This is a genomic window from Actinokineospora sp. HUAS TT18 (assembly GCF_051364635.1).
GTDB lineage: Bacteria > Actinomycetota > Actinomycetes > Mycobacteriales > Pseudonocardiaceae > Actinokineospora.
In genome coordinates this window covers 4,530,217-4,543,527 of record NZ_CP195645.1, presented here as the reverse complement: position 1 = coordinate 4,543,527, position 13,311 = coordinate 4,530,217, and the positions used below count along the sequence as shown (strand labels likewise).

15 protein-coding genes are annotated in these 13,311 nt (G+C 71.2%); 7 read left to right on the top strand and 8 right to left on the bottom strand.

All coding sequences use genetic code 11. The annotated features are described in order from the left end of the window. Positions 1–2: 2 nt before the first annotated feature. On the top strand, positions 3–1,067 hold the full coding sequence (gene paaE, locus ACSHT8_RS20595) for a 1,2-phenylacetyl-CoA epoxidase subunit PaaE (RefSeq protein WP_436502118.1): 1,065 nt from the start codon (positions 3–5) through the stop codon (positions 1,065–1,067). Here paaE and ACSHT8_RS20590 read toward each other — a convergent pair. After that, complete coding sequence (locus ACSHT8_RS20590; RefSeq protein ID WP_436492517.1) at positions 1,045–1,710, bottom strand: TetR/AcrR family transcriptional regulator C-terminal domain-containing protein; 666 nt, start codon at positions 1,708–1,710, stop codon at positions 1,045–1,047. The two genes, paaE and ACSHT8_RS20590, sit on opposite strands and share 23 nt — an antisense overlap. Before the next feature lie 85 nt (positions 1,711–1,795). Here ACSHT8_RS20590 and ACSHT8_RS20585 point away from each other — a divergent pair, with 85 nt between their 5' ends. Continuing rightward, positions 1,796–2,428, top strand: coding sequence for a DUF4386 domain-containing protein (locus tag ACSHT8_RS20585; RefSeq protein ID WP_436492516.1), 633 nt, complete (start codon positions 1,796–1,798; stop codon positions 2,426–2,428). Here ACSHT8_RS20585 and ACSHT8_RS20580 read toward each other — a convergent pair. Both ACSHT8_RS20580 and ACSHT8_RS20575 read right to left on the bottom strand, forming a co-directional pair. Beyond that, positions 2,402–3,403 (bottom strand): glycosyltransferase, encoded by a 1,002-nt coding sequence (locus tag ACSHT8_RS20580; RefSeq protein ID WP_436492515.1) that lies wholly within the window; start codon positions 3,401–3,403, stop codon positions 2,402–2,404. The genes ACSHT8_RS20585 and ACSHT8_RS20580 overlap by 27 nt on opposite strands. 10 nt (positions 3,404–3,413) lie before the next feature. Then, positions 3,414–3,863 (bottom strand): MarR family winged helix-turn-helix transcriptional regulator, encoded by a 450-nt coding sequence (locus ACSHT8_RS20575; protein ID WP_436492514.1) that lies wholly within the window; start codon positions 3,861–3,863, stop codon positions 3,414–3,416. A 72-nt stretch (positions 3,864–3,935) separates the two neighbouring features. Between ACSHT8_RS20575 and ACSHT8_RS20570 the strand changes: the two genes are divergently transcribed. Next, positions 3,936–4,907, top strand: coding sequence for a zinc-binding alcohol dehydrogenase family protein (locus ACSHT8_RS20570; RefSeq protein ID WP_436492513.1), 972 nt, complete (start codon positions 3,936–3,938; stop codon positions 4,905–4,907). A gap of 6 nt (positions 4,908–4,913) precedes the next feature. On the opposite strand, the gene ACSHT8_RS20565 is transcribed toward ACSHT8_RS20570, so the two are convergent. Then, on the bottom strand, positions 4,914–5,756 hold the full coding sequence (locus tag ACSHT8_RS20565) for an inositol monophosphatase family protein (protein ID WP_436492512.1): 843 nt from the start codon (positions 5,754–5,756) through the stop codon (positions 4,914–4,916). 176 nt (positions 5,757–5,932) lie between these two features. Between ACSHT8_RS20565 and ACSHT8_RS20560 the strand changes: the two genes are divergently transcribed. Genes ACSHT8_RS20560 through ACSHT8_RS20550 form a run of 3 tightly spaced genes read left to right on the top strand, consistent with a single transcriptional unit; the run spans position 5,933 to position 8,873 of the window. Further along, positions 5,933–7,054, top strand: a complete 1,122-nt coding sequence (locus tag ACSHT8_RS20560) for a glycosyltransferase family 4 protein (RefSeq protein WP_436492510.1) — start codon at positions 5,933–5,935, stop codon at positions 7,052–7,054. Continuing rightward, complete coding sequence (locus tag ACSHT8_RS20555) at positions 7,055–8,164, top strand: glycosyltransferase (RefSeq protein ID WP_436492509.1); 1,110 nt, start codon at positions 7,055–7,057, stop codon at positions 8,162–8,164. A gap of 22 nt (positions 8,165–8,186) precedes the next feature. Continuing rightward, entirely contained in the window at positions 8,187–8,873 is a 687-nt protein-coding gene (locus ACSHT8_RS20550; protein ID WP_436492508.1) for a demethylmenaquinone methyltransferase, read from the top strand. On the opposite strand, the gene ACSHT8_RS20545 is transcribed toward ACSHT8_RS20550, so the two are convergent. From ACSHT8_RS20545 to ACSHT8_RS20535, 3 genes are all read right to left on the bottom strand, one after another. After that, the gene (locus ACSHT8_RS20545; protein ID WP_436492507.1) at positions 8,870–9,583 is read right to left on the bottom strand and encodes a DUF4328 domain-containing protein; all 714 of its coding nucleotides are present in this window, start codon (positions 9,581–9,583) and stop codon (positions 8,870–8,872) included. The two genes, ACSHT8_RS20550 and ACSHT8_RS20545, sit on opposite strands and share 4 nt — an antisense overlap. Positions 9,584–9,994: 411 nt before the next feature. Continuing rightward, the gene (locus ACSHT8_RS20540; protein WP_436492506.1) at positions 9,995–10,669 is read right to left on the bottom strand and encodes a DUF4328 domain-containing protein; all 675 of its coding nucleotides are present in this window, start codon (positions 10,667–10,669) and stop codon (positions 9,995–9,997) included. Further along, positions 10,666–11,376 carry a DUF4328 domain-containing protein gene (locus tag ACSHT8_RS20535; RefSeq protein ID WP_436492505.1) on the bottom strand — a complete coding sequence of 237 codons (711 nt, stop codon included), beginning with the start codon at positions 11,374–11,376 and terminating at the stop codon, positions 10,666–10,668. Before ACSHT8_RS20535 ends, ACSHT8_RS20540 begins: the two co-directional genes overlap by 4 nt. A gap of 114 nt (positions 11,377–11,490) precedes the next feature. On the opposite strand from ACSHT8_RS20535, the gene ACSHT8_RS20530 reads away from it, so the two are divergent. Beyond that, positions 11,491–12,792, top strand: a complete 1,302-nt coding sequence (locus tag ACSHT8_RS20530; RefSeq protein WP_436492504.1) for a geranylgeranyl reductase family protein — start codon at positions 11,491–11,493, stop codon at positions 12,790–12,792. On the opposite strand, the gene ACSHT8_RS20525 is transcribed toward ACSHT8_RS20530, so the two are convergent. Then, a complete protein-coding gene (locus tag ACSHT8_RS20525; RefSeq protein WP_436492503.1) occupies positions 12,755–13,120 on the bottom strand; it encodes a PIN domain-containing protein in 366 nt (121 codons plus the stop codon). The two genes, ACSHT8_RS20530 and ACSHT8_RS20525, sit on opposite strands and share 38 nt — an antisense overlap. Between the last annotated feature and the right edge of the window lie 191 nt (positions 13,121–13,311).

The window sequence follows — 13,311 nt, the reverse complement described above, 5'->3', positions numbered from 1 at the left end:
CCATGACCCGCCGGTCGACCTTCCACGCGCTCCCCGTGGCGCGGGTCGACCGACTCTGTGACGACGCCGTCGCGGTCACCTTCGACATCCCCGCCGACCTGGCCGACGAGTTCGCCTTCCGTGCTGGCCAGTACCTGACGCTGCGCCAGCTCGTGGACGGTCACGAGGAACGGCGTTCGTATTCCATCTGCGCCCCGGTCGGCGCGGCGCCGCGCATCGGTGTGCGCCGGGTCGAGGGCGGGCTGTTCTCCAGCAGGCTCGTCGACTCGCTGAAGCCGGGCGACGTGCTGGAAGTCCTTGCCCCGCAAGGAAACTTCACGCCGAACCTGGGCGTCTCCGGTCACCACGCGTTCGTCGCCGCCGGATCGGGCATCACGCCCGTACTGTCCATTATGGGCACCGTGCTGGCCGACCCGGACAGCCGAGTCACCCTGCTCTACGGCAACCGCCGCTCCGACACGGTGATGTTCGCCGAGGAGCTGGCCGACCTGAAGGACCGCTACCCGACCCGCCTGCAGTTGGTCCACGTGCTCTCGCGCGAACCCGGCGACGTCGAGCTGTTCTCCGGCCGCCTGGACGCTGAGCGGTTCGCCGCTCTCTGCGACCGCGTCGTCCCCGCCGAGGATGTCGACCACTGGTGGCTGTGCGGGCCGTTCGGGCTGGTCCAGGACGCTTTCCAGGTGCTGAAGGAACGCGGCGTCGCGCCCGACCGGATCCACCGCGAACTGTTCTATGTGGACGAACCGCCGCCGGAGCCCAAGCGCGCGGAGGACCGCGTGCCCGACGGCCCCGCCGCCGCGGTCACCATCATCCTCGACGGCCGCGAGACCACCCTCCCGCTGCCCTACGACACCCCGATCCTCGACGCCGCCCAACGCGTCCGCGCCGACCTGCCCTTCGCCTGCAAGGGCGGGGTGTGCGGGACGTGCCGGGCCAAGGTCGTCACCGGCTCGGTCGAGATGCGCCGCAACTACGCGCTGGAACAGCACGAGCTCGACGCGGGTTTCGTGCTGACCTGCCAGGGTCTGCCGGTGACCGACGCGGTCACGGTCGACTTCGACGCCTAGGCGGGGTCCACCCCTGCCGGTGGAGCCGCTCGAAGCCGTCGAGCAGCAGGTCGAGGGCGAACTCGAATTCGAACTGGTCGTCGCAGCCGGGGCCGACGGCCGAGTCGCCGTCGTGTGCGCCCGCCATGGCGATCTCCATGATGTACGGATAGCGGTCCGCCACCGCCGTCGGATCGACCGCGGGCGCGGCGGGGAACAGCTCCTGGGTGAAGCCCCACACGCGGCTGCCCAGCGCGTGCATCACGTGGTGGGCCAGGTCGACCGAGAAGCCGCCGGAGCGGAACATGCCGACCACCGAGTTGAGGTAGTCCAGCACGATCAGCGTCGGCCCGGGTCGTGACTCGATCACGCGCGACGCCCAGGGGTGGCGCAGCAGCACTTGCCGCGCCGACAGGATCCGCCGGCGGATCGCCGACTTCCACGCGTCGTCGTCGGCCGGGGGTTCGATCTCGCCGACGATGACGTCGACCATGCCGTCGAGCAGCTCATCCTTGTTGGCGACGTGCTTGTAGAGCGCCATCGGGACGACCTTCAGCTCCTGCGCCAGGTTGCGCATGCTCACCGCGTCGATGCCCTCGGCGTCGGCCAGCGCCACGGCCGCGCGCAGGACGCGGTCCCGGTTGAGCGGTGCGCGCCTGTCCACCTGACCTCCTTGACGAGTGTACGGCGTACACCCTACCGTGGTGCTGTCAGGTGTACGCCGTACACCTTCGCTTGAAGGAGCTCCCGTGACCTCACCGAGAACCACCGCGACCGCCGCGGGCGTGCTCTACCTGCTCACCCACGTCACGTCGATCGCCGCGCTGCTGCTGTACGGGCCGCTGCTCGACGACCCCGGCCACACCGGCGCCGGAATCCGCCTGGGCGCGCTGCTGGAAGTGGTCCTCATGCTGACCATCGTGGGCACGGCGATCACGCTGTACCCCGTTGTGCGCAAGCAGAACGAGGCGTTGGCGATGGGCTATGTCGCGCTGCGCACCCTGGAGGCGGCCGTGATCGGCGTCGGGGTGGTCAGCCTGCTCGCGGTCATCACCGCGCGTGAGGCGGGCCGGGCGCTGGTGGCCGTGCACGACTGGACGTTCCTGTTGGGACCGAACTTCGTGCTGGGCACCAACACCGTGCTGTTGGCGTACCTGTTCTACCGCTCGGGGCTCGTGCCGCGGTTCATCGCCGTGCTCGGCCTCATCGGCGGCCCGCTGGTGTTCGTCTCGGCGATCGGCGTGCTATTCGGGCTCTACGAGCAGGTCTCGGTCCCGGGATCGCTGGCCGCGGTGCCGGTGTTCCTGTGGGAGCTGTCGCTGGCGGTGTGGCTCATCGCCAAGGGGTTCAAGCCGTCACCGCTGCTCGACCAGGTCCGGTAGGCGCCGGGCGACCTCGTCGGGCGATGGCATGCGCGCGATCTCGTCGGCCACGACCCGCGCCGCGTCGCGGTGGCTGGAATCGCGCAGCAGCGCCCGGACCTGGTCGGCGACCGCGTCGGCGCTCAGCTCGCCTGCGAGGAGGCGCAGCCCGGCGCCCGCCGCGCACACCGCCTCGGCGTTGGCGAAGTGGTCGGCTCCCTGGGGCAGCACCAGCTGCGGGATTCCCGCGCTGAGCGCGTTGAGGGTGGTGCCGCTGCCGCCGTGGTGGACGACCACGTCCATGAGCGGCAGCACATCCGCCTGCGGCCACCACGCCCGCACTTTGACGTTGCTCGGCACCTCGCCGATCTGCTCCAGCGGCACCGGACCGGCGGCCACGAGGACGGCCCCAGCCGTGGGCGCGAACAAGGATTCGAGGCCCTTGATGACCGTGCGGAGCAGCTCCGGTGTGCCGAACACGGTGCCGAGCGTCAGGTAGACGAACGTGGCCTGGCCTTTACGCTCACTGGGCTCCGCGGACGTGCTGAACGGGACGGGCCGCAGTTCGATCCGCTGCTCGGCGAGGAAACCCTTCTCCTGCAAGGAAGGTGGGCAGATGTCGATGTGCGGCAGCCCGGAAACGACCTTCTCGGGCGACTCCAGGCCGATCCCGTCGGGGAACATCCGGCCGAAACCGTGCCAGGCACCCGGGATCCCCGCCCGGTGCGCGGCGACCGCCACGCCCGGCACGCCCCATTCGTGCACGACGAGGTCCGGCTTCAGCCTGGCGAGGTCGGCCTCGATGTCCTCGGCGTAGATCTCGTAGAACGAGTCGGCGGGACGGAAGGGGCGCAGCCCGTTCGCCGCGAGCGGGACGTGGACGTGCTCGCCCGCCGCGAAGTGCACCTCGTGCCCGGCGCCGCGCGCGGCGATCGCGAGGGGGATGAGGGGGTAGGTATGGCCGACCGACGCCAGGCTGGCGAACAAGACGCGCATGCCGTCGAATCTACGCGTCCAGCCCCGCGACGATGTCAGCGAACACTTTCGCCAGGGTCGTGGCCTGCGCTTTGTCGACGTGGGCGGCGAAGTGCTCGCGGACGCCCCGCACGTGGGTGGGCCACGCGGCTTCGAGGGCGGCCAGGCCCGCGGGAGTCAGCGTGACGAGGGTGGTCCGGCGGTCGGCCGGGTCGATCTTCCGGCGCGCGTGGCCGTCGCGTTCGAGGCCGTCGACGATGCGGGTGAGGCCGCTGGCGCTGTAGACCAGGCCCGCGGCGAGGTCCTTCATCCGCAGCCTGCGGCCCGGGGCCTCGGACAGTTGGACGAGGGCGTCGTAGGTCAGCAGGGTCATCCCGTGCTCGGCGCGCAGCTCGGCGTCGAGGGCGCGCACGAGCAGCGCGTGGGACCGCAGGTACCGCCGCCATGCCGCGTCGTGGTGCGCGGACAGGGGTTTCGCCATGCGGGGAATACTACCGGCGCGGACACTTGTTGAGCGGACTGTTCGCATGCGAAGCAATCTGAGGAGGCGGCTGTGCGCGCTGTGGTGCTGCGGGAACCCGGCCCGGTGACCAACCTGGAGCTCGTCGAACGGCCCGTCCCGCCGGTCGGGCCGGGGTGGGTGCGCGTCAAGGTGCACGCCTTCGGGATCAACCGCTCGGAGCTGCACACCCGGCTGGGCCTCGCCCAAGGCGTGACCTTCCCCAGGGTGCCGGGCATCGAGGCGACCGGCGTCGTGGACTCGGCGCCCGACAGCGACCTCGTGCCGGGGCAGCAGGTGGCCGCGCTGATGGGCGGCATGGGCCGGGTGTTCGACGGCGGGTACGCGGAGTACACGGTGGTGCCGCGGCACAGCGTGATCCCGTTCCGGTCGGACCTGCCGTGGGAGGTCCTCGGCCAGATCCCGGAGACGCTGCAGACCGCGTACGGCTCTCTGACCACCGGCCTCGACCTGCGCGCGGGCCAGACCCTGCTCATCCGCGGCGGCACGTCGGCGCTGGGCTTCGCCACGGCCGCGCTGGCCCGCGACCTCGGCGCGACCGTGCTGGCGACCACCCGCCAGCCCGACCGCCTCGACACCCTGAAGGCACACGGCGTCGACCACCCACTGCTCGACGACGGCGCCGTCGCCGCCCAGGTTCGCGAGATCGTCGGCGACGGCGTTGACGCGGCCCTGGAACTGGTCGGCACCCCGACCCTGCCGGACACCCTGGCGGCGACGCGCGTGCACGGGACCGTGTGCTTCACCGGGATGCTGTCGAACCAGTGGACGATCCCGGACTTCTACCCGATCGGCTACCTGCCGACCGGCGTCCGCCTGACGGCCTACGGCGGCGGCGCCGACGACCTGCCCGCCGACGTCCTCCAGCGCTACCTGGACCGGGTCGCGTCGGGCGAGATCACGCTGGGCCCGAGCCGGGTGTACCGGCTGGACGAGATCCGCCAGGCCCACGACGACCTGGAGCACAACCGGTTCGCGGGGAAGCTGGTCGTGGTCACCGACTGACCGCCGTCAGAGGCGTTCGGCGATCGCGGTCTCCTGCCACCAGCCGAGGACCTGGTCGGCGACCCCCGGGGCCGCCACCAGCAGTCCGTCCACCGGCAGCGGATCGTCCTCCCCGTGTCTGTCCAGCACGGCCGCGCCCGACTCGATCGCCAGCGCGACCGACCCGGCCACGTCCCACTCGTGGTAGCTGTGCAGCACGGCCGCCGCCGCGTGGCCAAGGGCCACCTGCGCGATCGCCAGCGCCGCCGACCCCAGCACCCGCACCCCCGCGTGCGCCAGCGCGGCCCGCTCGATGAACCCGCCCATCCCCGGCCACGGCCCGTTGCGCGCCAACTCCGTGCAGACAATCGCGCCCGACGTCGAAGTCCGGTCGGTCAGCGACACCCGAACCCCGTTGGCCCGCGCCCCCCGCCCGCGCGCCGCCGCGTAAATCTGACCGCGATAGGGATCCGCCACGACCCCCACGACCGGCCCTTCGGCGTCGACCAGCGCCAGGCTGTACGCGCACCACGGCACCCCGGCGACGTAGTTCGCCGTGCCGTCCACCGGGTCGACCACCCACCGGTACTCGGCCTCGTCGGCGCCGACGTCGGCGCCGAACTCCTCGCCGATCACCGGGATGCCCGGGAACTCGGCGGTCAGCACGCGGCGGGTGTGGCGTTCGAGGGTCCGGTCGGTGTCGGTCACCCAGTCGAACGGCGAGTCCTTCACCCCGGGCCTCGCCCCACGTCCGGCTGTCGCGGTGATGACATCCGTGGCGTCGTTCGCGAGTCGTCCCGCCACCTCGAGGGCACGGGACAGCAAGCCGGGATTGACTGGCTTGCGGGGACGAGAGGACAAGAGCGTCATGCCAACCTAGAGTGACCACTCTGGGTGTCCGCGACACAACGCCGAGATGTCCTCTTGACGAGGATGAGACCAAGGTTGGTCACCTCGGCGGTACCCACCGCATGTTCCGGTGTAGTTCGCCGGACGGTCACACGACCTACTACTTCAGGGTAAAGGCCGGGTGCGACGTTTCCCCCGTGCGCGTAGCGATCGTGACCGAGAGCTTTCTGCCGCAGGTCAACGGTGTCACCAACTCCGTCCTGCGGGTCATCGAGCACCTCCACCAGCGTGGTCACCAGGCGATGGTCATCGCGCCGGGTGCCGGGCCGGACCAGTATCTGCACGCGGACGTGCGCCGGGTCAGGGCTGTCGACCTGCCTGTCATCACGTCCCTGCCGATCGGGGTGCCGACACCGAAGATCCTCACCGACCTCGCCGAGTTCGACCCGGACGTGGTCCACCTGGCCTCCCCGTTCGTGCTGGGCGCGGGCGGCCTCTGGGCGGCGAGACGGCTGGGTGTGCCGACCGTGGCGGTCTACCAGACCGACGTGGCCGGGTTCGCCGCGTCCTACGGCCTGAGCCGGGGCGCGCGGGCGGCGTGGCGGTGGATCCGCCGCATCCACGCGAACTCCGACCGCACGCTGGCCCCGTCGACCGCGTCGGTGCACGACCTGACCCGCAACGGCATCCCCCGGGTGTACCGCTGGGGCCGCGGCGTCGACACCCGCCGGTTCGCCCCCGAGCACGTCGACCGCGCCCTGCGCGCCGAGCTGGCGCCGAACGGCGAGCTGCTCGTCGGCTACGTCGGCAGGCTCGCGCCGGAGAAGCAGGTGCGGCACCTGGCCGCGCTCAACGACCTGCCCGGCGTGCGCGTCGTGGTGGTCGGCGACGGGCCGGACCTGGCGAGCCTGCGCGAGAAGCTGCCGACCGCGGCCTTCCTCGGCTTCCGCGGCGGCGCCGAACTGGCCCAGGCCTACGCGAGCCTCGACGTGTTCGTCCACACCGGCCCGCACGAGACGTTCTGCCAGACCGTGCAGGAGGCGATGGCCTCCGGGCTGCCGGTCATCGCCCCCGACGCGGGCGGTCCGCGCGATCTTGTTGATCACGGTCGGACCGGTTTCCTGCTTGACCCGGAGAACTTTGGGGTAGAACTCCGCACGACCGTCGAGCGGATGGCCGACGCGCTGCTGCGCCGCAGGATGGGCGCGGCCGCGCGCGCCGATGTGCAGGGCCGCACGTGGGGTGCGGTCTGCGAGGAACTGCTCGGACACTACGACGAGGTCGCCCTCGGAAGACGAAGGCGCCCAAAGGCGGCTTAGTTGCGAATCGTCCAGCTGGCCAACTTCTACGGCCCCCGCTCGGGTGGGCTGCGCACCGCGCTGCACCACCTCGGCGCGGGGTACGTCGCCGCAGGCCACGAGGTGACGCTCGTCGTCCCCGGCAGGCGCCGGGGCGACGAGATGCTGCCCATCGGGGTCCGGCGCATCACGCTGCCCGCGCCATGCATCCCCGGCACCGGCGGCTACCGCGCGGTCGACCCGGTGCGCGTCAAGGCGCTGATGCCGCACCTGCGCCCGGACCGGCTGGAGGTGTCCGACCGGCTCACCCTGCGCGGCATGGGCACGTGGGCGCGCGAGCACGGCGTGCCGAGCGTGGTGATCTCCCACGAGCGGCTCGACCGGCTGCTGGAGCAGTTCCTGCTGCCCGCCCCGGTCGCGCGCCGCTTCGCCGACGTCGCCAACCGGCGCATGGCCGCCTCGTACGACACCGTCGTTTGCACCACGGCGTTCGCGCGCGGCGAGTTCGACCGCATCGGCGCGGCCAACGTGCGCCGGGTGCCGCTGGGCGTCGACCTCGCCACCTTCGCCCCGACCAGGCACGACGGCACCCTGCGCTCGACCCTGGCCAAAGGCGCCGACGCGCTGCTGGTGCACTGCGGTCGGCTGTCGCCGGAGAAGCACGTCGAACGCAGCGTCGACGCGCTCGCCGAACTGCACGGCGCCGGGCACCGGGTGCGGCTGGTCGTGGCCGGTGACGGCCCGCGCATGGCCGCGCTGCGGCGCCGCGCGGTGGGGCTGCCGGTGACGTTCCTCGGCTTCGTCACCGACCGCTCCGACGTGGCCAGTTTGCTCGCCACCGCCGACGTCTCGCTCGCCCCCGGTCCACATGAGACATTCGGCCTCGCGGCCCTGGAGGCGCTCGCCTCCGGCACCCCCGTGGTGGTGTCGCGGTCCTCGGCGCTGGGCGAACTGGTCCAGCCGGACTGCGGCGCGGCGGTGTCCGACCACGCCCCCGCCTTCGCCGACGCGGTGGAGGGCCTGCTGTCGGTCCCCGAGCGCGACCGGCGTGCGGCGGCGCGGGCGCGCGCCGAGCAGTTCGACTGGCCGACGTCGGTGCGCGGAATGCTGACCGCGCTGAGCCTCAACTGAGGTGTTCTCGTAGGCTGCGGCCATGGCTCGCGCCGGTTTGGACAAGGATCCGCACGACATCGCCGTGATGTTCGACGGGGTCGCCAAGGGGTATGACAAGACCAACTCGGTCATGACCCTCGGCTTCGACCGGCGATGGCGCGAGCAGACGCGCCGGGTGCTCGACGCGGTGCCGGGGGAGAAGGTCCTCGACCTCGCCGCCGGGACCGCGGTGTCCACCGTGGAGTACGCCCGCTCCGGCGCGTGGTGCGTGGCCGCCGACTTCTCCCAGGAGATGCTGCGTGGCGGCAAGCACCGGCGGGTGCCCAAGGTCGCCGCCGACGCCTTCCACCTGCCCTTCGCCAGCGGCTCGTTCGACGCGGTGACGGTGTCCTTCGGCCTGCGGAACATGAACGACACCGTGGCCGCGCTCAAGGAGATGGCCAGGGTGACCCGCAAGGGCGGCCGCCTGGTGATCTGCGAGGTCTCCCAGCCGCCGTGGCGGCCGCTGCGCTGGCTCTACCACAACACGGTGCTGCGCGGCCTGCCGTTGGTGACCAAGCCGTTCTCCTCGAACTCCGAGGCGTACAAGTACCTCGCCGAGTCCATGCGCGACTGGCACGACCAGCGCACCGTCGCCGAGATGATCGCCGCGGCGGGCTGGGGCGAGGTCGAGTGGCTCAACCTGACCTTCGGCGTCGTCGCCCTGCACCGGGCGGTCAAGCCCTAGCGGACGGCCACCTGGTTCGTCTGCCAGCGGTCGATCCGCCACATGATGAACAGCGCCAGCAGGGCGGCGAGGACCGCCAGCCCGCCGCTGACCGCGTTGGCGATCATGACCTGGAAGAACGCCCGCTCGGTGCTCTCGTCGGCGAGGAAGTTCACCGCGTAGAGATCGACGGCGTGCATCGCCAGGAACAGCCCCCACCACACGCTGACCGTCACGCTCGGCGGCACGTCCCGCAGGTCGGCGCCGCGCGCGGGCACGTCGGGCCTGCTCGCCCGCCACACGTCGCCGACCACCATCTGCGGCCACCACAGGTTCGCCACCGGCACGAACCACCCGAACACCGACCACCGGATCCGCAACCGCTGCGGCGCGTCACACATCCGCGCCGAGTTGACCCGCGCCCGCCACAGCCACGCGATGAACGCGACACCCGAGATGACCAACCCGGCCAACCAGCCCCACGAGAGGTAATCGGTGTTGCGGTTGGCGGTGTCGATCTGCTCGACGGTCACCGTCGGCAGGCCGGACAGGGCGTCGCGGGCCAGGAAGTACGACCGCCACGACTGCCAGAACGCCAACACCGCGATGCCCGCGGTCACGAGAATCAACGCCGAGGCGACGAACCGGTTGGCCCGCGCGGGCTGGATGAGTGGCCGTTCGTCAGGCAGTACGCGGATGCCGTAGGCGGGGGTGGCGTCGGGATCGGTCATCGCGGGTAGGGCCTCCTTGGCTCACCCGGAGATCGCTGCCGTCGCTCGGGCCGTTTCAGCTGGCACGCTCTGCCTGCGCGTGATCTGCCGGACAATGACCACGACCAGCACCCTGCGGCAACCCGCGGCACCCAGCTCACGACGCTGATGGTGTCCGCCACCGTCCGTGCGCGTTCGCCGATGACTCCGCTACGCGGGCAGCGACATCCTCAGTTCGACCGCCCAGTTCGTGCCTGTCCCGGACCAGGGACAACGCAGAGATCCTCTGCGCCGCGAAGCGATGACGCCCAGCCCATCACCGGCAGTAACCCGGGACGACATTCGGGCATGGCTGGTCCAGGTGTGGACACGGTTGCTCCCCAGGAGTCATCGAAGGTGCGGAACACCGCGAGATCGTTCCCGGCGCCCGCGTTACCGGGTCTGCTCCTGCCACCGCACGATCCGCCGCATCGCCAAGATCAGCAGTACGGCCGCCGCCGCGGTCAGCACGCGGGCGACGGTGTTGGCGACCGCGACCGAGTGGAACGTGTCGATGTCGGGGTTGTAGGTGTCGAGGAGCGTGGTGGAGGCGAAGAAGTTGATCGCCACGGCGCCGACCGTGCAGCCCCACCACCAGGCGACCAGGCCGCCGCCGGGGATGAACTTGAGCCCGTCGAGGCCATCGGCGGCCCGCTCGGCCAAGCGCCGCGGGGTGGTCGGGTCGCTGGTCTTCCAGATGTCCTGCACCACCTGGAACGGGAACCACACGTTCATGAACGGGCAGAACCATGCCCCCATCACCCAGCCGCGCGTGCGTCGGTGGTCAGCCGGGCAGAGGATCTCGGCGTTCCTGCGGGCGCGGGCGAGCCACGTGATGAACACGACCGCCGAGAGCGCCGCGACTCCCAGGTAGATCAGCGCGAACCGGGTTACGCGCGCGTCGGCGGCCTGGACGTCGTGCGCGCTGACCGTGGGGTCACCCTGGACGAAACGCTCGGTCAGGAAGTACGAGTCCCACATCGGCCAGGCCAGCGTCAGCGCGAACGCGGCGGTGGCCGCGATCAGGGCGGCGGAGACGGCGCCCAGGCGGCGGACTGGCCGCGTCACCGGAGGCTGTCAGGGGTGCGGGCCTGTTCCTGCCAGCGCACGATCTGCCGCATGACCATGATCACCAGGACGCCTGCCGCGGCCATGAGGACCAGCGAGATCGTCTCCGCGACCGCGACAGCGTGGAACTGCTCGATCGTCGGGTTGTCCATGTCGATCAGTCGGGGCGCGATCCGGTCGATCACGGTTCCCGTCGCCATGCAGCCCCACCACAGGGCCACCAGGCCGCTGCCCTTGAGGTGGACCAGCGCGTCGAGGCGCTTCGGGGTCGTCGGGCTGCTGGCCTTCCAGATGTCGGAGACGATCTGGAACGGGAACCACAGGTTCACGATCGGGACGAACCATCCGCCGATCAGCCAGCCCCGGGAGCGGCGGTGTTCGGCGTCACAGAGGAGTTCGGCGTTCTTGCGGGCGCGGTAGAGCCAGGTGATGAACACGACGCCGGAGATCGCCAGGGCGAACAGGTAGATCAGGGCGAGCAGGGTGGTGCGGTCGTCGGCGGCGTAGAGGTCGTCGGCGCTCACCGCCGGGTCGTCCCACAGGAAGCGCTGGGCCACGAAGTAGGAGTCCCACGTCGCCCAGGCGACGATCAGGGCCATGGCGGTCGTGACCGCGATCAGGACGGCCGAGACGACGCTCCAGGCGCGCACCGGCAGCAGCACGATGCGGCGTATCGGCGGGTCATAGGGCATGGCGGGCACGGACATGTTCTCCCCCAGGAGACGAATCAGTGAGTCCGCGAGACATCGGACACGGCGGACCTTCCGTTTCACCCCTCTAGACTCGGGGGCGAGAACGTGAAGGCTTTCACAAGGAGCGCCATGAGCACTTCGATCAGCCGCCGCCGGGCGGGCGAGGACGCCGAGGTCATCGTGGTGGGTGCCGGTCCCGCCGGGTCCACCGCGGCGACCTACCTGGCCAGGGCCGGCCTCGACGTGCTGCTCCTGGAGAAGGGCACCTTCCCCCGGGAGAAGGTGTGCGGCGACGGGCTGACCCCGCGCGGGGTCAAGCAGCTCATCGACCTGGGGATCGACACCCGCGAGGAAGCGGGCTGGCTGCACAACAAGGGCCTGCGCGTCGTCGGCGGCGGGGTCACCCTCGAACTCGACTGGCCCGACCTGGCCTCGTTCCCGCCCTACGGCGTGGTCCGGCCCCGCCAGGACTTCGACGAGATGCTGGCCCGCACCGCCCAGCGCGCGGGTGCCCGCCTCGCCGAGGAGACCACCGTCACCGGCGCGGTCACCGACGAGCGCACCGGCCGGGTGATCGGCGTCGAGGCGAAGGTCGGCAAGGAGAAGACGCCGGTCACCTACCGCGCGCCGCTCGTGCTGGCCTGCGATGGGGTGTCGGCGCGGCTGGCGCTGTCGGTCGGGCTGGAGAAGATCGACAGCAGGCCGATGGGCGTGGCGGTCCGCCGCTACTACGCGAGCCCCCGCAGCAAGGACGACTACCTGGAGTCCCACCTGGAACTGTGGGACCGCTCCGACCCCGCGAACCCCGTGCTGCTGCCCGGCTACGGCTGGATCTTCGGCATGGGCGACGGCACGGTGAACGTCGGCCTCGGCATCCTGTCGACGTCGAAGGCGTTCGGCAGCACCGACTACCGCAAGCTCATGCGGTCCTGGTTGGACGGCACCCCGGAGGAATGGGGCTTCCGCGAGCACAACGCCATCGGCAAGGTCGGCGGCGCCGCGCTGCCCATGGGCTTCAACCGCACCCCGCACTACCGCCCCGGCCTGCTCCTGGTCGGCGACGCGGGCGGCATGGTCAACCCGTTCAACGGCGAGGGCATCGGCTACGCGATGGAGTCGGCCAGGCTCGCCGCCGAGTGCGTCGTCCAGGCGATGGCCCGCGCTGAGGGCCCGGCCCGCGAGAAGGCCCTGCACGGCTACCCGGTCGCCCTGCGCGAGGCGCTGGGCAGCTACTACCGGCTGGGCAACATCTTCTCCAAGCTCATCGGCAACCCGACGGTGATGCGCGCGGCCACCAAGTACGGCCTCCCGCGCAAGACGATGATGAAGCTCGTCCTGAAACTCCTCGCGGGCCTCTACGACCCGAAGGACGGCGACGCCTTCGACCGCGTCATCACCGCCGCGACTCGCCTCGCCCCGACCGTTCGGTGATCGCTCGGCGGCCTTGGACCAACGGCGCCATCCGCGCGTTCACCTCGGGAAGCTCGTCGAATCTCGCCCTGCTGCCGGTCGAGACCAGGACGCGCTCGGTGGCACGCGCCGTCGCGGCGATGATCAGGTCATGCGCACCACGGGGCTGTCCTGCCCGTCGCGTGTGGGCGAGCAGCGCGGCGTGATGCCTGGCCACGTCCGGTGTGTAGTCCTCCACCGGGGTCACGTCCAGCACGGTGTCCAGCCAAGCCTTGCGAATCGCGCGGCGCTGTTCGTCCTCGGCCAACTCGATGCCGGTCAGGAACTCGGCGAGTGTCACTGCCGCCATGACGATGTATCCCACTCGACCGCGTCCCGGGCAGCCGCGACATCGGTGCTGAAGTCCTCGTCCAGCGCCTTGCTCCATCGAGCGCCGAGCGCCAGAAGCGCGGCGTCGTTGGATGTCGACGCGGCGGGCGCAATTCGCGTGGGCTCTCGGATGCGCGCGCTTGAAAGCGGTGGGCTGAACCAATCCGGCAC